The 18601-nt window shown below is 49.9% G+C and carries 18 protein-coding genes, 2 tRNA genes and 1 pseudogene; 12 read left to right on the top strand and 9 right to left on the bottom strand.

Annotated elements, in window-relative coordinates:
- Window positions 1–54: 54 nt before the first annotated feature.
- Both DA718_RS10625 and DA718_RS10620 read left to right on the top strand, forming a co-directional pair.
- Window positions 55–1407 carry an MFS transporter gene (locus DA718_RS10625; RefSeq protein ID WP_112213231.1) on the top strand — a complete coding sequence of 451 codons (1353 nt, stop codon included), beginning with the start codon at window positions 55–57 and terminating at the stop codon, window positions 1405–1407.
- Window positions 1408–1465: 58 nt separating this feature from the next.
- Window positions 1466–2989: a UxaA family hydrolase gene (locus tag DA718_RS10620; protein ID WP_112213230.1), complete on the top strand. Its 1524-nt coding sequence runs from the start codon at window positions 1466–1468 to the stop codon at window positions 2987–2989.
- Window positions 2990–3301: 312 nt separating this feature from the next.
- On the opposite strand, the gene DA718_RS10615 is transcribed toward DA718_RS10620, so the two are convergent.
- Genes DA718_RS10615 through drpB form a run of 3 tightly spaced genes read right to left on the bottom strand, consistent with a single transcriptional unit; the run spans window position 3302 to window position 5805 of the window.
- A complete protein-coding gene (locus DA718_RS10615; protein ID WP_112213494.1) occupies window positions 3302–4729 on the bottom strand; it encodes a DNA cytosine methyltransferase in 1428 nt (475 codons plus the stop codon).
- 56 nt (window positions 4730–4785) lie between these two features.
- Window positions 4786–5481: a phosphohydrolase gene (locus tag DA718_RS10610; protein WP_112213229.1), complete on the bottom strand. Its 696-nt coding sequence runs from the start codon at window positions 5479–5481 to the stop codon at window positions 4786–4788.
- Between the two features lie 42 nt (window positions 5482–5523).
- Window positions 5524–5805, bottom strand: a complete 282-nt coding sequence (drpB, locus tag DA718_RS10605; protein ID WP_110274379.1) for a cell division protein DrpB — start codon at window positions 5803–5805, stop codon at window positions 5524–5526.
- 640 nt (window positions 5806–6445) lie between these two features.
- Between drpB and DA718_RS10600 the strand changes: the two genes are divergently transcribed.
- A complete protein-coding gene (locus DA718_RS10600) occupies window positions 6446–7504 on the top strand; it encodes a porin (protein ID WP_112213228.1) in 1059 nt (352 codons plus the stop codon).
- A 46-nt stretch (window positions 7505–7550) separates the two neighbouring features.
- A pseudogene (locus DA718_RS10595) lies at window positions 7551–7790 on the top strand (H-NS family histone-like protein); the annotation flags it as partial.
- A gap of 240 nt (window positions 7791–8030) precedes the next feature.
- Here the strand turns inward: DA718_RS10595 and DA718_RS30385 are convergent.
- Entirely contained in the window at window positions 8031–8201 is a 171-nt protein-coding gene (locus DA718_RS30385) for a hypothetical protein (protein WP_167492748.1), read from the bottom strand.
- Between the two features lie 232 nt (window positions 8202–8433).
- Between DA718_RS30385 and DA718_RS10585 the strand changes: the two genes are divergently transcribed.
- Entirely contained in the window at window positions 8434–9726 is a 1293-nt protein-coding gene (locus DA718_RS10585; RefSeq protein ID WP_112213226.1) for an HAD family hydrolase, read from the top strand.
- Window positions 9727–9810: 84 nt separating this feature from the next.
- Here the strand turns inward: DA718_RS10585 and DA718_RS30640 are convergent, their stop codons facing one another.
- The 3 genes from DA718_RS30640 to DA718_RS10565 form a co-directional block, all read right to left on the bottom strand.
- Window positions 9811–10188, bottom strand: coding sequence for a tetratricopeptide repeat protein (locus DA718_RS30640; RefSeq protein WP_227015989.1), 378 nt, complete (start codon window positions 10186–10188; stop codon window positions 9811–9813).
- A gap of 52 nt (window positions 10189–10240) precedes the next feature.
- Window positions 10241–10591 carry a DUF6404 family protein gene (locus tag DA718_RS10575; RefSeq protein WP_112213225.1) on the bottom strand — a complete coding sequence of 117 codons (351 nt, stop codon included), beginning with the start codon at window positions 10589–10591 and terminating at the stop codon, window positions 10241–10243.
- Between the two features lie 369 nt (window positions 10592–10960).
- Window positions 10961–11050 (bottom strand) — tRNA-Ser (locus DA718_RS10565).
- 90 nt (window positions 11051–11140) lie between these two features.
- On the opposite strand from DA718_RS10565, the gene mtfA reads away from it, so the two are divergent.
- On the top strand, window positions 11141–11941 hold the full coding sequence (mtfA, locus tag DA718_RS10560) for a DgsA anti-repressor MtfA (protein WP_167492747.1): 801 nt from the start codon (window positions 11141–11143) through the stop codon (window positions 11939–11941).
- Window positions 11942–12041: 100 nt separating this feature from the next.
- Window positions 12042–12117: transfer RNA gene (locus DA718_RS10555), tRNA-Asn, on the top strand.
- A gap of 267 nt (window positions 12118–12384) precedes the next feature.
- Here the strand turns inward: DA718_RS10555 and DA718_RS10550 are convergent.
- Complete coding sequence (locus tag DA718_RS10550) at window positions 12385–13434, bottom strand: alpha/beta hydrolase (protein ID WP_167492746.1); 1050 nt, start codon at window positions 13432–13434, stop codon at window positions 12385–12387.
- Window positions 13435–13661: 227 nt separating this feature from the next.
- Here DA718_RS10550 and DA718_RS10545 point away from each other — a divergent pair, with 227 nt between their 5' ends.
- The 5 genes from DA718_RS10545 (at window position 13662) to DA718_RS10525 (ending at window position 17635) form a co-directional block, all read left to right on the top strand.
- Entirely contained in the window at window positions 13662–14129 is a 468-nt protein-coding gene (locus DA718_RS10545) for an aldo/keto reductase (RefSeq protein WP_227015988.1), read from the top strand.
- Between the two features lie 117 nt (window positions 14130–14246).
- Window positions 14247–14948, top strand: a complete 702-nt coding sequence (locus tag DA718_RS10540) for a heavy metal response regulator transcription factor (RefSeq protein ID WP_112217283.1) — start codon at window positions 14247–14249, stop codon at window positions 14946–14948.
- Window positions 14941–16350 carry a heavy metal sensor histidine kinase gene (locus tag DA718_RS10535; protein WP_112217284.1) on the top strand — a complete coding sequence of 470 codons (1410 nt, stop codon included), beginning with the start codon at window positions 14941–14943 and terminating at the stop codon, window positions 16348–16350. Before DA718_RS10540 ends, DA718_RS10535 begins: the two co-directional genes overlap by 8 nt.
- 69 nt (window positions 16351–16419) lie before the next feature.
- On the top strand, window positions 16420–16899 hold the full coding sequence (locus tag DA718_RS10530; RefSeq protein WP_112217285.1) for a (R)-mandelonitrile lyase: 480 nt from the start codon (window positions 16420–16422) through the stop codon (window positions 16897–16899).
- On the top strand, window positions 16877–17635 hold the full coding sequence (locus DA718_RS10525) for a carboxymuconolactone decarboxylase family protein (RefSeq protein ID WP_112217286.1): 759 nt from the start codon (window positions 16877–16879) through the stop codon (window positions 17633–17635). The genes DA718_RS10530 and DA718_RS10525 overlap by 23 nt, the downstream gene beginning before the upstream one ends.
- On the opposite strand, the gene DA718_RS10520 is transcribed toward DA718_RS10525, so the two are convergent.
- Window positions 17636–18538 (bottom strand): LysR family transcriptional regulator, encoded by a 903-nt coding sequence (locus DA718_RS10520; protein ID WP_112217304.1) that lies wholly within the window; start codon window positions 18536–18538, stop codon window positions 17636–17638. It lies immediately after the preceding gene.
- Window positions 18539–18601 lie beyond the last annotated feature (63 nt).

Genomic DNA, 18601 nt, shown 5'->3' with positions numbered 1-18601 from the left:
CTCTCTACCCTACAAACTTTTCCGGCGTTAGCTGCCGGAACGGGAGAATGCACAATGAGCATTGCAGGCAAGAAAACGCACGCCCGATATTACATCTTATTTATGATAACCCTCGTCTTAACCCTGGCGACCGGAGATCGCGCCACGCTCTCCGTTGCCGGGCCGGAGATGCAAAAAGAGCTGGGCATCACCGCCGTTGAAATTGGTTATCTCTTTTCCGCGTTCAGCTGGGCGTACGTCATCAGTATGACGCCTGCGGGCTGGGTGGCCGATAAAGTTGGCTCCAAGCGGGCCATGTTTCTCGGGATTCTGCTGTGGTCAGTGATGACGGTATTTATGGGTCTGGTCAGCTACGTCACCTTTGTCGTTCCTGCCTTGCTGATCCTGCGTTTCCTGCTTGGCGTGTGCGAATCACCGGTTGGCCCCTCAGCCGGTCGCATCATCGCCGCCTGGTTTCCCTCGCAAGAACGCGGCGTTGCAGGCGCCATCTTCAACAGCGCACAGTACGCATCGCTGGCGATATTCACTCCGCTGATGGCCTGGCTATGCCACGCCTTCGGCTGGGACCACGTATTTATCGTCATGGGAGTCATCGGCATTATCATCGCCTTCTGCTGGTCGAAATTCTTTTACGTCCCGACTAAGCATCCGGGTATCAATAACGAAGAGATGGAATACCTGAAGGAAGGCGGCGCGCTGGTGGAGCTGGACACCGTTGCCAGCGTAAAAGGCGAACGCAAGCGCACGGGGTGGCAGGAGATCGGCCAGTTGTTCAAAAGTCGGATGCTGATCGGCATCTTCATTGGCCAGTACTGTATCTCGGCGATTACCTGGTTCTTTATGACCTGGTTCCCGATTTATCTGGTCAAAGAGCGCGGAATGTCAATTCTGCAGGCCGGTTTTATGGCCTCGGTGCCCGCGATTTGTGGCCTGGTAGGCGGCATTATGAGCGGTTTTTTCTCCGACTGGCTGCTGCGTAAAACCAACAACCTGAGCCTGGCGCGTAAGGTCCCGATCACCATCGGTCTGACCATGAGCGCCAGCATGATCCTCTGCAACTACGTCGGCTCAGAAGCACTGGTGATGTTCCTGATGAGTGCCGCGTTCTTCGGTAAAGGTTTCGGCTCTTTGGGGTGGGCGGTCGTTGCGGATACCGCGCCGAAAGAGATTATCGGTACCACCGGCGGGCTGTTCAACTCGCTGGGCAATATCGCTGGGATCGTCACTCCCGTGGTGATCGGCTACATCCTGCAAGAAACAGGCTCTTTCGCCAACGCGTTGGTCTTCGTTGGGACCCACGGCATCATCGCCGTCTGCAGCTACTGGTTCATCGTCGGCAAGATTGAGCGCCTGAAAATTGCTCCGCGCGATGACGACGCCGTCCCTATGCAAAAACGTGAAGCCTGAACCCTAAATTCTGCTCGCCGGTAGGCGGACAGAAACAAAAAAATAAGGAAGCAATGTTATGACAAAATCTCCGGTCATTCGTCTTGACGAAAAAGACAACGTCGTGGTCGCCCGGGTCGCTATCATCGCCGGTACCCCGATCGCTGATGAGAACATCACCACGCTGCAGGATGTTCCGCTGGGCCACAAAGTGGCGACAAGACTCATTAAAAAAGACGAACCGATTCTCAAGTACAACACGGTCATCGGCTTCGCGCCTGAAGACCTCCCGCCTGGTACCTGGCTGCATAGCCACAACATCGTGTTTGAAGATTTTCAGCGCGACTACGCCTTTAGTCGCGACTATCGCCCGGTACAAACCGTGCCGCCTGAACAGCGGCGGACCTTCAACGGCTACGTACGGGAAGATGGTCGAGTCGGGACACGTAATATTCTCGGCGTGTTCGTGGTCGGAAACTGTGGCGCAACGGTGGCGCGTAAAATCGCCGCTCATTTTACCGAAGAACGCCTGCAAGCATGGCCAAACGTTGACAACGTAGTGCCCTATGTTCACGAACTGGGCTGCGGTATGGAGATGAGCGGTGAGCCGATGGATCTACTGCGCCGCACCTTAGCAGGCTATATCAATAACCCCAACACTGCGGGCGCGCTGGTTGTGGCGCTGGGCTGCGAGCGTAACAACATCCACGGTTTCTTTGAACAAATGGGTCTGAAAGAGACTCCGATGCTGCGCAAACTAGTGATTCAGGATACCGGCGGAACGCGAAAAACCATCGATGAAGGCATCGCTATTATCGAATCCATGCTGCCGCAGGCTAATGCCGTCAAGCGCCAGCCAGTCTCCGTTGAGCATCTGACCGTGGGGCTGCAGTGCGGTGGGTCCGACGGTTTTTCGGGGCTTTCCGCCAACCCGGCGCTGGGCGTCGCGATGGATCTGCTGGTCGAACAAGGCGGAACCGCAATTCTCTCGGAAACCACCGAAATCTTCGGCGTAGAGCACACCCTCACCGCGCGAGCTGTCACCCCTGAAGTGGGGCAAAAGCTGGTCGCCTGCATCAACTGGTGGCTGGAGTATAATAAAGGACGCGATTGTCAGATTAACGGTCGGGTTAGCCCTGGCAACAACGCGGGTGGGCTGGCAAACGTACTGGAGAAATCACTGGGCGGGGCCAAAAAAGGCGGCAACTCTCCGCTAATGGAGGTTTACCGCTATGCATACCCGGTTACGCAAAAAGGGTTGGTCTTTATGGACACCCCAGGGTATGACCCGGTTTCAGCAACCGGCCAGGTCGCTGGCGGCGCCAATATGATTGCCTTCACCACCGGGCGCGGCTCCTGCTTTGGCTCAATGCCCGCGCCGACGGTGAAGCTTGCCAGCAACACTCCGATGTATCAGCGCATGACGGAAGATATGGATCTCAATTGCGGTGTGGTCATCGATGGCGACGCTACGCTGCGTCAAATGGGGGAAGCAATCTTCGAAAAAATCATCGCCATTGCCTCCGGTGAGCAAAGCAAGAGCGAAGCATTAGGATTAGGGGAAAATGAATTTGTTCCCTGGCCAATCGGCGTACTGGCGTAAGTTTTTAACATCTATACCCTGAATAATTCGAGTTGCAGGACAAAACGGTTAACCGTTTTGAACAGCGCTTGCGCTGGCCCCGTAGGGGCGAGGCCATAGGCCGAGTAACGCGGCAACGCAGAGAATCCCCTGGAGCTTACTAAAATAAGTGACTGGGGTGAGCGAGGACAAATTCGTCAGGAACGAATTTGAACGCTGTCCACAGCGCCCGTGAGGGCGAGGCCCAGGGATGGGCCGAGTATTGCCAACGCACATGCAACTTGAAGTATGACGGGTATATATACGGCATGGTCAGCCCATGCCGTACGACTATCATTGGCTTTCGCTTAACTCGGCAGATTCACGCATGGCAACCGCCATCGCAATACGCGACTCCAGAAGCTTCGCCACTGCTGCAAATACCGGCACCACGACCGAGTTGCCAAACTGGCGATAGGCCTGGGTATCCGATACCGGAATGCGAAAATGGTACCCCTGCGGCGATTCAAACCCCATCAGACGCGCGCACTCGCGGGGCGTCAGCCTGCGCGGACGACGAAGCTGGTTTTCAGGGTCATCAAAATGCTTTTCACCCAGAGGACGATCCCAGCCGCGATCGATGAGGATCTCCGCACCATCTTTGTAGTAGCGCGCCGACAGCGTACGCGCCACGCTGTGCGGATTCATAGGGTCAACTAATCCGTAACCAAAGCCGTTACCCCGCTCCTGGTGCTTACGCGCATAGCGATAGAGATACTTCCACAGCACCTGGGTGAGAATAAATTTAGCATCCACCGCGGGCTCCAGCAGCTCGCCAAATGTCGGGCACTTAGCCGGATAGAGCGTGGAGATATCACGTAGAGTAAACCCTTCATGCAGTTGCAAATCGCGACGGAAGCCAACCAGCACAATACGCTCTCGGTGTTGAGGTAAAAAATGGCGTCCGTCGATGACCTTCGGATCGTCCGCTCCGGTATGATCGGCATCGGCGACTTCATAGCCCAGCTCGTCCAGCGTTTGCATAATGATGCGAAACGTCCGCCCTTTGTCGTGACTCTTTAGGTTTTTGACGTTTTCCAGCACAAAAATAGCGGGTTGCCTGGCGGCAATAATCCTGACGACGTCAAAAAACAGCGTGCCCTGCGTTTCGCAGGCAAACCCATGCGCGCGGCCAAGAGCGTTTTTCTTTGAGACGCCGGCCAGCGAAAAAGGCTGGCAGGGGAAGCCAGCCAGCAGAACATCATGCTGCGGGATAGTCTCGCGAATATGCTGCGCGGCTTCCTCATCGCTCACATCCTGACGATGGCTAAGGGTAATATCGCGAATATCCTCATTAAAACGATGTAGCTCGGGGTCACAGTACCAGTTGGCTTTATAGGTACGCACCGCATGCTTATTCCACTCGCTGGTGAAAACGCATTGCCCGCCAATCGCCTCGAAACCATTACGAATACCGCCGATACCGGCAAACAGATCGACAAAGCGGAATCCATAGTGCGGATGATGCGCTGGCGGCTGCGGCAGGAGCGTCAACAGATGGGCTCTCTCCAGTGCGTTTAAACGATTTGCCGCGTGAGGCACCGTCGCTACGCGCTTCAGGATGGCCGGGCTCCAGTGCTGCTCGCCAACAGCGATTAACTGTGCCACCAGCGTTTTTACATCGTATATCGCCATCATCTGACGCAACAACTCCTGGGCATCCTCTCCGCTATGCCCGGCCTTCAAAGATGGGGGACTTTCCTTGGATAAATTTTGCGACATAACCTCAACCAGCCCGACTATTTTTGCAGAGGTTACCATAAATAGCGCAAGCCGTTTTATGCCAGTGGATCAAAGCGCTGTAAAACCGACTCATCAAGGGCCAAAGGGTCTCCGCAAAGCTCCGCACTTAACTTAGCCATAAACTGCACCAGAAAACGCGCATTGTGCACCGCCATTGCCCTGCCCTTTTCGGTTTGCATAGTTTCAGGTAAGCGCAACAACTTGCACTGGAAATGATCCAGCGCGTACTTCTTGTCATTTAATTCACGTCTGTCGGCAAAGGGATCGTCGGCATCAAACAAAATATTATTGAGCGCTCCGGATACGGCAAAAACGCGCGCCAGGCCAATCGCCCCCAATGCTTCGAGTCGGTCGGCATCCTGGACAATCTTTGCTTCTTCACTCTGCGGGGGAATTGCAGCGCTAAAACTGTGCGCTTCTATAGCATGCAAGACCGCCGGATAGCGGTCTGCGGGGAAGTCAGGAAAAGATGACTGCAGGATGGCCAGCGTTTTTTCCGCCGCCATCGCCGAGGAGCGACTTCGCTCAGGATGATTTTTCGCCAGGCTGATGATGTCATGAAAGTAGCAGGCGGTCAGGATCACCAGCCGATCAACATCAGTATCTTTGGCCAGCTGCTGAGCCGTTGCCCAAACCCGGCGAAAGTGTGAAATATCGTGAGCGGAATCCTCTTGCGAGTGATGTCCGATTAACCAGGATTCAAACCGCTGCTGCCAGTCAACAAGTTCCATGCGCGTTCCTTTGTGATAAAGCCAGAAACGAGCATAGCAACTTTAATCGTGATGTTCATACATCTGTGGATTAGGTCGCGTGTACCAGGCGATCGCACCGAGAACGATGCCAACGATACCCAACACCAAAAAACCCAGCAGCGCACCGATCCATTTCCCTGCCGTTGAACCTAACTCGCCGTCAATCGTCACGCCAGGCACGCTCTGGATCTGCCCAACAACCCACCAGTAGCGCGCCATCGCCCAGAGGAAGTAACCGCAAAAAACATAAAATGCCCACAGAGCAAGTTTACCTCCAGGACTCCGTTTCGCTTTATCTTCCATTAGCTTACTCTCCATTTACTCAACAACAGATACCGCCGACGGCAGTCAAAAATAGTGACATCCGTCACATTATATAATAAAAATGCTTTCCAGACAGCAGATCTCTCTATCCTTTTTGAGCCTGGGTCTCGCTCCATTCGGCCTCCTGCCAGCCGCCATATATTGTCAATGAATTCTATCTTATTTTAAATAATGCAAATTGATGAAAGCAGGTGAGAGCTTGCTTGTACTTTCTGCTGATTTTACCTAAACAATATTAATGCCCTAAATTTATTCCCCGTAAAGTCTCATCACCCCATCCTTTTGAAATAGCGCCTACAAAAACGAATTTATCCGTTTACATTACTCAAAAAAATATAAATCACAAAAACATTTAAATTGTAAATTTCATAAATATTGCAAATTATTCATAAAAACGCATAACTACATGTTATTTAAAAACATAAACATAAAAAATAAATCAAATCAAATTAATACATTTTAAATATAAAGAATCACTCAGAAACATTTTGTAATATTAGATATAACTTGCTTACATCTTTCATTTAAAGAAATATGAACTTAATCGCTAGTATCAAATAGTCTCCCCGGAGGGAATGACAACATTCATATTAATTATGATTAAAAGGGAATATATATAATGAAAAGAAAAGTACTGGCAATTCTGGTTCCAGCTTTATTAGCCGCTGGTGCCGCTAACGCAGCAGAAATCTATAATAAGAACGGCAACAAACTGGATTTCTACGGTAAAATGGTTGGCGAGCACATCATGACTCATGATGGCGACAACAACAATTCCGACGATACTTCTTATGCGCGTTTCGGTGTTAAAGGCGAAACCCAGATCAACAGCGAACTGACCGGCTATGGCCAGTTTGAATACAACATCAAAGCGGATAAACCAGAAGGTGCGCAAGGTAGCGCAACTCGTCTGGCGTTCGCTGGTCTGAAATACAGCGATTACGGTTCATTTGACTACGGCCGTAACTATGGCGTGGTTTATGACGCAGCCGGTTACACCGATATGCTGGTTGAGTGGGGCGGCGACGGCCTGATCGCTACAGACAACTTTATGACTCAGCGTACCAACGGTGTTGCAACCTATCGCAACAACGATTTCTTTGGCATGGTTGATGGCCTGAACTTTGCCCTGCAGTATCAGGGTAAAAACAACGATGCAACTCCGAAAAAATCAAACGGTGATGGTTTCGGTTTCTCTGTTAACTATAACATCGACGGCTTCGGCTTCGTTGGCGCATACAGCAATTCCGACCGTACTGATGAACAAGCAGCGGACAATAAAGGCGAAAACGCTGAAGTCTGGAGCCTCGCAACTAAGTATGATGCAAACAATCTGTATGCATCTGTAATGTACGGTGAGTCTCAAAACATGACTCATATGGAACTTGGCGGTTTTGCTAACAAAACTCAGAACATTGAAGCCGTTGTTCAGTACCAGTTCGACTTCGGTCTGCGTCCGTCTCTGGGTTATGTCTATGCTAAAGGCAAAGACCTGCAGAACGGCAAACGTGATGCCGATATCATGAACTACGTTGAACTGGGTACCTGGTACTACTTCAACAAAAACTTCAACGTTTACACCGCATACAAATTCAACCTGGTGGATGACGAAGATTCTGCTATCACTGGCGCATCTACTGACGATCAGTTCGCTGTAGGTATCACCTACCAGTTCTAATATTTCTCAGCTAGCCTCAAGCCCGCCTCGTGCGGGCTTTTTATTTTTGGCAACTCTGGAAGAGATGCTGGAAAAACTCTCTTCTATCATTGAAGATTGTCGTGAGGAAGAAAGTACCGTCCGTAAAGAACAAGAAGAACGTCAGGCTAAATTACAAGCCTTCCGCCAGAAACTGTTAGAAGATGGTATTGATCCTGCTGAACTATTCGCAGCAGTTGGTTCATCTCATCCCAAAGCCAAATCGGCACGCACTCCACGCTCTGCTAAATACAAATATACAGATGAATTGGTGCTTTAGCATACCTGTTTGCATATTACGCTTTAGAAGAATCAGTACAGAGGATAATGTCAAAAAATCCTGGGACAGACACTTTGGTGATTTAGGTTCATCAAGGAGTTTATTCTTGTTCGTTTATATATTTTGTATATTATTTACCCCCTCTCTCTTTACATTATATTTTCTCATACCAAACAAACACCAGAATAGACTATAAGTTAAAATTAATTCAAATCACGACAACATAGTTTACCGTTTTAAGCGCTTTAAATTATCTTCATAACGATCGTAACCTTCCTTCTTCCCATTTTTACATGCTAATCCAAACCATGTTCTTGATTGATCTGTGTAGATATTCTCTCCTTCACCCCGTTCATCCATCACACAACTATCGAACTGTGCCTGTGCATCGTATTGCACCTACCGCCCTTTTCATACCAAGCATTTACCTGTAGATAATCCTGGCTTAACCTCCGGCCATTTTTATATCTTACATCAAGGCTATATTGGGCACTGGCACTTAGAGGTTTGCAGGTTATAGGCGCATAAAATATGATAACCATCACATTCATGATAAAGGTGCCGATTTTTGATATAGATGGTTTTTACTTTTTGCTACAGATAATAATGCACCCTAAAAAAGGAATTAACCATGAAAATGACAATAATATACGCACTGATATCTGTAATTTTTGGAATATATGGAACGACAGCCATTGCCGGTAACACAAATCGAGTATCTCAAAATCTAGCAATCGCAGTTTCCCAAGAAAAGCAATCAGTTATCGGCAATTGGGACGAGTTCAACTCGAGAAAAATTGATAGACTAATTCAAGAAGCAAAGCAGAAGCCTGCACACTCTTTATATGCTGTTTTTGATTTTGACAACACGACAGCTTTTCTAGATATCGAAGAGGCAACTCTTATATATCAACTGGAAAACCTTAGATTTGCTATGAAACCTGAGATATTGAAAGAGATAATTTACAAAGATATACCGACCTCTAGCTTTAACTCTGATTATAATAATAAAAACAATCAAGCGGTTAATATAAATCTCATTGGTCAAGATATTGTTGATAGCTACACATGGCTATACAATAATTACAATGGATTTGAGGGTAATAAAACTATTGATGAAATCAAAACAAATTCTAATTATATGAATTTTATAGTAAAAATGAGATATTTATATGATGCAATAGGTGGGTCATTCGACCATGAGGTATCTTATCCATGGGTGACGTATCTTTTTTCTGGTATGTCCAAAAAAGAAATATCTGATTTAGTGGACGATACTATCGAGTGGCAAAATAAACAGCCTATCACAAAGGTAACATGGGTAAGCCCAGCAGATATGGCAGGCCGAGCTGGTATCGTATCAGTAACATGGAAAAATGGATTTAGGCTGCTCCCAGAAATGCAGACATTATACAAAAACCTACAGGAGGCAGGGGTTGATGTTTATGTAATTTCCGCTTCTGCTTTAGATGTTATAAAAAGTATCGTTACTATAGATAGATATGGCTTTTCTGTTCCTGAATCTCATGTCTATGCAATGCATCCCTTATACGATAAAGAAGGTAAATTGACTCATAGCCTAGATCCGTACTACCCTCAAACGCAAGGAAAAGGTAAAACCGAAACCATAAAGAAATTTATACAACAACGTTACAAAAATACAGGGCCAATATTCGTAGCTGGCGATAGTGAAGGAGATCAAAACATGATGTCCGACTTTAATGACACAAAGTTAGTTCTCATTATTAACCGGCTACGCTCATCTGACACCATTATTGGTAAATTATCAGCTAAAGCTGTTCGTGACTATAATAAAGATGATGCAAAAATATTATTGCAGGGAAGAGATGAAAATAAAGGAGAGTTTTTACCATCACAGAGTAGCATATTAATGGGTACTAATAACGAAATATCTTTGCCATAATTGTCGATTTACAGCAATGTCTCTATTTCAATTGAGAGGCATTGCTACCGAAAGGATATTAAATATTATATTTATAATAACACCTCACTCCGATATTCCTTTACTTTTCAACAAATACTCCTGACATTTACAACCTTCCTTGTGCCCATTCTTACATGCTAGTCCAAACCAAGTTATCGCTTGCCCTGTGTTGATATTTCCCCCTTCACCACGTTCATTCATCACACCAAGTTCGAACTGTGCCTGAGCATCATTTTGTGCAGCTGCCTTTTCATACCAAATCTTTGCCTGCTGATAATCAACATCCAGTATTTCTCCATATAAATACATAAGACCTAGGGCATACTGAGCTTCTACATCTCCATTTTCACCTGCCGCTTTTAACTTAGAAAGTTGAGAGTCTCTATCACTGGTCGTACTGTAACAATCGCAAGAAGTATAATAAACCCTGCTATTAGCCAATATTTTATTTTCCTCATTTCACACCCAGTCCATTTAAAGGCTATATAGATCTTTACTCCAGACTGTCCCAGTCTGGCAGATTGTTAACTACCTTTCGCCACCAATGATACACAGCCATAAGAACACCAAAGCAAATACCCGCGACTATGCTTGAGACAAATGCTGCGCCCGGTTGCATCCCAGTGTCCTTCCAAGTAAAAAACCACATACAGATCCCCCATGCCGGACCAAACCATCCTCCCATCAACAAAGTGACTTTCCCAAATGAGGCAAAAGGTAATGGTGGAATCTTGAGGCCAGCTTTCCATGCGAGGCGTAGTAAAGGAGGGGCATAGTTGCTACGCCACATCTTCTTGCTTTCCATGATGGCAATTGCGTGTTCCTTTTTAGCTTCAAAGCTCATACAGTTCCTTCCAGATTTACCTTCACTCAACTATCTATCGAAAATCATCACAATAAACAATAACGATTATCATTTCCATGTATATATCTCAAATAATCATTCCCTTTGGATACCCTTACAGGTATTCGTATGAAACACATGCAGTTCAACAATTTTGTTATCCGAGATGCGGGATGGGCTAAGTTGTTGTTTAAGAGTGTGAGCTTGTGAACTAAAGAAGATAAAAGTGGATGCCCTACAAGGAGCAACATGGTAAAAATGACAGCGTTAGAGGTGAGAAAACAGAGCGATAGCAAGAAATTTTAATGCAGGGATTTATGCAGGGTAAAATCAAAAAATCTTCGCAACTTATTGATTTTTTTGAATGATTGGCGGAGAGAGGGGGATTTGAACCCCCGGTAGAGTTGCCCCTACTCCGGTTTTCGAGACCGGTCCATTCAGCCGCTCTGGCATCTCTCCGCTGTTGAGGTTGCTATAATGCCAGGTTCTTTGGCATTTTAATAGTTCCTGTCTCTTTAATTCAGTTCAAGTGACGACTTTGCGAGCAATATGATGTTTAAATGGCCCTGGAAAGTAGATGAAGAGTCTGGCAACGCAGAAATCCCCTGGGAACAGGCGCTTGCCATCCCAGTTTTAGCCAATCTCTCCGAGCAGGAGCAGCGGCAACTTGCACAAATGGCAAACCGTTTTTTACAGCAGAAGCGTCTCGTTGCGTTACAAGGGCTTGAGCTTCCCCCCCTTCATAGCGCCCGTATCGCACTACTGTTTTGCCTGCCGGTTCTCGAACTTGGGATCGAATGGTTAGACGGCTTCCACGAAGTGCTCATCTACCCTGCTCCGTTTGTCGTCGATGATGAATGGGAAGATGATATCGGCCTGGTGCATAATCAACGAATCGTGCAATCAGGGCAAAGCTGGCAGCAAGGCCCTATTGTTCTCAACTGGCTCGACATTCAGGACTCCTTCGATGCCTCCGGTTTTAACCTTATCGTCCACGAAGTTGCGCATAAGCTGGATACCCGCAATGGCGATCGCGCAAGCGGTGTGCCGTTCATTCCTCTACGCGAAGTCGCGGGCTGGGAGCACGATCTTCACGCAGCGATGAACAACATTCAGGATGAGATCGATCTGGTCGGCGAAAGCGCCGCAAGCGTTGATGCCTATGCCGCTACCGATCCTGCCGAATGTTTTGCCGTACTCTCTGAATATTTCTTCAGTGCCCCTGAGCTCTTTGCCCCGCGTTTTCCCGCACTTTGGCAACGTTTCTGCCACTTCTATCGCCAGGACCCGCTGGAGAGATTACGTGAAAATAGCCCACAGAATGAAGGTGATAATCCAGCAGTACACTAAAACAACGGTTTGCATTAAATTTAGCCATTTGAATCAGCAAGTTAAATTTAGTATTGACACAAAAATACGAGGCCAGTAGTATTCGCCTCGTTCACACGATTCCTCTGTAGTTCAGTCGGTAGAACGGCGGACTGTTAATCCGTATGTCACTGGTTCGAGTCCAGTCAGAGGAGCCAAATTTAGAAAAGCCTGCTTAGTTTACTAAGCAGGCTTTTTGTTTTTCAACGCCATAACAGCTCGCTCCCCTATCCAAACCCTCGTCAAACATTTCGCACCTTAAACTCACAGCTCGCATTCTGAATACAAACCGCGAAATCCCGTTTAATGAATTATGCTCATAGCGCCTATTTATTGAACGTAATTATCTTAGCCGCCAACTCCGTTACTCTGAATGCAGACAAGAACATAAACGGCCAACCTACTGATGAGGCTGGCCTTACGACTTAAATATTGCTATCGAAGAAGTTATCGAGCTTGCTCATGGCCTGGTCGACATAACGCGGCACCCAGTAGGTCTCGATATGCGTCGCTCCGTCGATAAGGAACAGCTCTTTATTTGCGGTACCGGTGGCCTTTTTAAACGCGCTTTCGGTCATATACAGCGAATCTGCTTTGGTACCGGCCATCATCAGCAGCGGCTGGTTGATAAGGTCCATATTGCTTTGCGCATCAAAGCGCATTAAATCGAGCAGGCTGCTGGTGGTATAGCGGAAGGTTGAGTTCGGATGAGCATGGGTTTTCCAGTAGTACTCGTAGCCCTGGCGATACAGATCAAATGGGAGTTTGGCGATTTGTTCATCGGTCAGGTTAGCATCACCGGAATAGCTGACCTCACCCGTGGTGACTTCTTTGGTACGCGCGTCACTTGCCAGCTTCAGACGTTCCTGGATAGTGGAAATCTGTGAATCCTGATAGCCATTGCGGCGCACCAGCCCGGAGTCAAACATACTGAGCGTCGCCAGCGCTTTAAAACGTTTATCGGTCTGCGCCGCTTTTAGCGAATAGCCGCCACCACCGCAGATGCCCAGTAGGCCAATACGCGCGGTATCAACGCCGGGATACTGGCTGAGATAGTCAGCCATGCCGTGAATATCCTCAATGCGATTAGCTGGTTTATCCACGCTGCGCGGCATACCGCCGCTGGCTCCCTGATAAGCCGCATCGGCGGTAATTGTAATATATCCATGCTCCGCCAGGCGCTGAGCATATAACCCGGCAACCTGCTCTTTCACGCCACCATTAGGATGGGCAACAAGCACCGCCGGATATTTTTTAGCCGGATCGTAATTGGCCGGGGTGTATACATTGGCGGCAATCTGGATGCCGTGCAGATCATATTTTACCGGGTGGATATTGACCTTGCCTTTGACATTTTCAGTTATCGCTCCGTCATACACCAGAGTAAAAGGATTTTGTTTGTAATCAGCAGCATGCACCGATGAAATACTCATCATGGCCGTCAGTAAAACGGTATTTAAAAACGTAATTTTCATGATCTCTCCCGAATAAATAATGGCCTGAATTCACCAGGCTGGCGATGGCAAATAACGTATTCAGATTAGGAAGAGAGAACTGTCAGCATCATGACGAATGAATAACAATTTTGTCAGAAATATCTTGTACAGGTTTCTGACAACGCTGTCAGGAAACGGTCAGCTTTATGTTGGCAAGCGGGCGTCAGAATAAGCGCAGGCCAAACTACCGAGAAAAGGAGCCTTTCATGAGCAATAAACAACGATTCACCAACGACGCAGACGTCCCTTCTATGCCAGCACGGCGTAAATTGCTGATTGCGGGGGCCGGGGTCGCTGCAGCCTCGCTGGTCTCTCACGTTTACGCGACAGAAAAAACCGCTAGCGCCGGAGGTCAAAGCAACCTGCACTCTGCCGCACCGGATAAACGCAAACTGGGCTACCTCGAAGTGTCCGCTATCGGTCTGGGCGTACAGAACATGAGCCGTAAATACGACACTTCCGTGCCCTGGCGGCCGGAGATGGTGAATATCATTCGCCAGGCCTTCGATCGCGGCATCACGCTATTTGATGCGGCGGAAGCCTACGGCCCGTTTGAAGGTGAAAAAATCCTCGGCGAAGGTGTGGCCCCTTTTCGCGACAAAACTGTTATCGCCACCAAGTTTGGCTGGAACATCGATCAGCAGACCGGCAAGCGCCTTCAAACGCTGAAATGACCGAGCTCACCCGTTCACTGGATGCCATAACCATCAAAGGCCAAAGGCTACCCGATGCGGTACAGGTTTATTCCGATGTCGAAGCCCCCTTAAAAAACGGATAAGGACAGGATTGCTATGCGCCTGCTGTTAGTGGAAGACGAAGAAAAAACATCAAGCTACCTGACGCGCGCGCTGGGCGAATCGGGGTTCACGGTCGATGTTTCTGCCGATGGTGCCGAAGGCCTGCACTACGCGCAGGAGTTCGACTACGACGCGATAATCCTTGATGTCATGCTGCCGGGCATGGACGGTTACCGGGTACTGGAAAACCTTCGCACCAGTAAACAAACCCCAGTACTCATGCTATCCGCCCGGGGGTCCGTCGATGAGCGAGTTAAAGGCCTACGCCTGGGTGCCGATGATTATCTGCCCAAACCCTTTTCCCTGATTGAACTGGTCGCGCGCATTCAGGCGCTAGTGCGTCGCCGCTCAGCCGACGGCACAGATATTAGGCAGTTGCAAATACACGATCTACACCTGGATCTGCTGGCTCGCCGGGTATTGCGCGCCGAAACTCGCCTGGAACTGACCGCCAAAGAGTTTTCCCTGCTCAGCCTGCTGGCCCGTCACCAGGGGGAGATCCTGTCCAAAATGATGATCGCCGAGCAGGTCTGGGATATGAATTTCGACAGCGACGCGAACGTCGTGGAAGTCGCCATCAAACGCCTGCGTGCCAAAGTTGATGCGCCGTTCGGGATCAAGCTACTGCATACCGTGCGCGGCATGGGCTATGTTCTTGAAGCCAGGCCTGAAGAAGTAATGGGAAAACATGTTTAAGCGCGCCATCTCGGTACATCTGGCGTTGATGTTCGCGTTGTCCGCCCTAATGATCGTCTCGACCATTGGCATTTTGCTGCGAAGCTCGCTGCATGACTCACTGCAAAAACAGATGCATAACGAGCTACTGTTTCGCGAATCATTAATGAGCCCGTGGATCGTATCGCGCACCTCAGCTGACGGCTGGTCTACGCTTGCCAGTAAATTTACCGTTCTGGCCAACTCTGAAGGCGAGCGGGTTCGCTACTGGATAGTCAGCGATAACCCTCATTTTAACGTGGGCGGAGCGCCCCCCTTCGGGGTTCAGTGGTCTTCGCTGACGGAGGGTTTCAATAAAATGCCCGGCGCTTCGCAAGGCGCATGTTCGCTTTTTCTGCTGGTCAAAACGATCCCCGCCAACGGTGAAAGACCGGCGCTACGCTATGTGGTCGCCATCGATTCCACACCATACATGGGCACGCTGGAGGCGTTCACGCGCACGTTGCTGATTATTACCGCACTGGGTGTGGTTATTGTCGCGCTGCTGGGATACATGGTCGCCAGAATTGGCCTGCGCCCGGTTAGCGCCCTAAGCCAGCAAGCGCAGCATCTGGCACCGGGCGATCATAGTCAGCGGCTCGATAGCACCGCACTGCCTGAGGAGTTGCAGCAGCTGGCACGGTCATTTAATGGTGTGCTGAAACGTCAGGAAATTGCCTGGCGGCAACTTGAAAGCTTTAACGCCGACGTAGCCCACGAGCTACGTACCCCACTCACCAACCTGATTGGTCAAACACAGCTCGGACTATCGCGCCGACGCTCGCATGATGAACTTGAAGAACTGCTGGGTTCAAACCTCGAAGAACTTGAGCGGATGACGTCAATCGTTAACGACATGCTGTTCCTGTCACATGCCCACGCCGGTGTTCATGCCGTGCAGTTAAGCCGCGTCTCGCTACGTGAAGAGACGCTGAAAACTGCAGAATACGTGGAACCCTCCTTCGCTGAAAAACAGCTCACGCTGGAGATCGAAGGCGATGCCTCCGCCCATATCGATCGGCGTTTGTTCCACCGTTCACTGGCTAATTTGCTGGAAAACAGCGCAAGGCACGCGCCACCATGCAGTACGATTATCGTTCGCTTAAGCGAAAGTCAAAATCAGGCTTGTGTCGCGGTATCGAACCCCGGCGAGCCGATCGCCTCTGCTCATTTACATCGCCTTTTTGAACGTTTTTATCGCGTTGATGCTTCTCGCGCTAAGAGCGATACCCACCACGGACTAGGCCTCTCAATCGTTCATGCCGTGGCTATTATGCACCGGGGCGAGGTTTTTGCGCGCAGCGAAGAGGGCCACAATACCTTTGGCCTCACCTTCGCCCTCGCACCGCCAACTGACAACAATGTCAGCCAACCGTCAGCCTGACGACATGGAACGCCCATTAGAATTATCGCAACGCAGTACCCCCTTCATTGACATAAAAGGACGCCCTGCATGATTGGAAAATTAGGTTATCTCGCGCTGTTACTGCCGTTTGTCGCTTTCTCTTCATTAACCGAGGGGCAAAACGCCTCGGTGCAGATTACGCCTGCCGGGAGCCAAAGCGCGATGGCAGGCCCCGCTGAAAACTTTACCGGACGCGTGCGGGTCGACCCGTTATTCAGCGCCGACAAAGACATCAGCGCCTCCGGCGCATACGTTACCTTTGAGCCCGGCGCGCGTTCTGCCTGGCACACCCATCCTGCCGGTCAGAGGCTTGTGGTGACCTCCGGCGTCGGCCTGACTCAGGAGGAAGGACAACCCGTGCAAACCATCCGTCCCGGCGATGTCGTGGTATGCCCGCCAGGAGTTAAGCACTGGCATGGGGCCGCGCCCGGCAGCGCGATGACGCATCTGGCCGTAACGGGTACGGTCGCGGGTAAAAACGTTGAATGGATGGAGAAAGTGACGGATGAACAATACCACGCGCATTAAAACGCTAACGGCAGCGGCATTGCTGATTTTTGGTTGTAGCCTTTCGGTAAATGCAGCCCCGACGACGCAAGGAGCCTCTACGATGGCGAACCAACAAACCGCCTCCACTACGCTATCTGCTCGCCAGCAGGCGATCCCGCTGATCGCCGCATCAATGGCCAGCAGCCAGATGGACAAGCTGAACGCAGCGCTAAATCAGGGTCTGGATGCCGGGCTCACGATTAACGAAACCAAAGAAATCCTCGTCCAGCTCTATGCCTACACCGGCTTCCCTCGCAGCCTTAACGGATTGAGTGAATTGATGAAGGTGGTTGAAACGCGTAAACAACGCGGCATCAATGACATCGAAGGAAAAGAGCCGGTCAGCCCGATTCCCGTCGGCGCGGAGCTGCGCGCCGTGGGTACCGCAAACCAGACCAAAATCTCAGGCGCACCGGTACAGGGGCCGCTTTTTGAATTTGCCCCGGTGATTAATCAGTTCCTACAAACGCATCTATTTGGCGATATCTTTGCCCGCGACAACCTCGACTGGCAGAGCCGAGAGCTGGCAACAGTTGGCGCGCTCGCCGCCACGCCGGGCGTGGAATCGCAGCTGCTGTCGCACACGCGGGCCAGTCTGCGGGTTGGACTCACTGCCGAGCAGCTACGCCAGTTGGCGCAGGTGCTACGAGAAAATGGCGAAAGCGAAGCGGCTATGCGTGCTGACCATGCGCTACAGCAGGCGTTGTCCAGCTGATCAATCCCGTCGATGCCAGCGCAAAGCGTCAACCACCAGCGTAAACGCCGCCGGGAGATGCTGGCGACCCGGGTAATAAAGATAGTACCCCGGAAAATGCGGGCACCAGTCGGCAAGCAAGGGTATCAGCGATTTAGTGGCGATATCTTCCGCCACTAAATCGCGGGGCACATAGGCGATACCTGCCCCGTCCAGCGCCGCCTGAATCATCAAAAAGGTATTGTTAAAAACGGTTTGCCCATCGACCCGAACGTTAATTTTTTGACTGCCCTTTTCAAACTCCCAGGCATACAGCGCGCCGTGGGTGGGCAACCGCAGATTAATGCAGTTATGCGCCATCAGATCTTCAGGGCGCGTCACCGCCGCCCTACCGGAAAGATAACCGGGTGCTGCAACCACCGCCATCGGCACATCGGGGGTAATGCGCACCGCAATCATGTCTTTGTCCACCTGATCGCCCATCCGCACCCCCGCATCAAAGCGTTGGGCCGCAATATCGGTCAGTTCATAGCCAACGCTGAATTCAATGTTGATATCGGGGTGTTCATTTAATAAAGGCTGAAGTCGGGGCCAGAGTACGGTGACGATAGCATGATCGTTGGCGGTAATACGCACCGTTCCGGCAGGCTTATCACGTGAAGCACGCAGCGAGATCAATTCCGTCTCAATCTCATCCAGACGCGGTGCTAGCACGGCCAGCAAGCGGTTCCCGGCATCGGTTGGCGAGACGCTACGCGTGGTACGGATTAATAACCGCACGCCCAGGCGCTCTTCCAGCCCCAGCAGCGTATGGCTCAGCGCCGAACGAGAGATGCCCAGTACAGCCGCCGCTCGGGTAAAACTGCGCTCCTGGGCCACCGTCACAAAAGCCTGTAAATCGTTTAATTTTTCTTTACTCATAATTGGTGAATTTTTTGCACCAGTGCATTCATATTTGTGCATCTTATCATTTAATCAGGCTTTCAC

The organism is Klebsiella huaxiensis (assembly GCF_003261575.2).
GTDB lineage: Bacteria > Pseudomonadota > Gammaproteobacteria > Enterobacterales > Enterobacteriaceae > Klebsiella > Klebsiella huaxiensis.
This window is presented reverse-complemented; position numbering and strand designations above follow the sequence as displayed.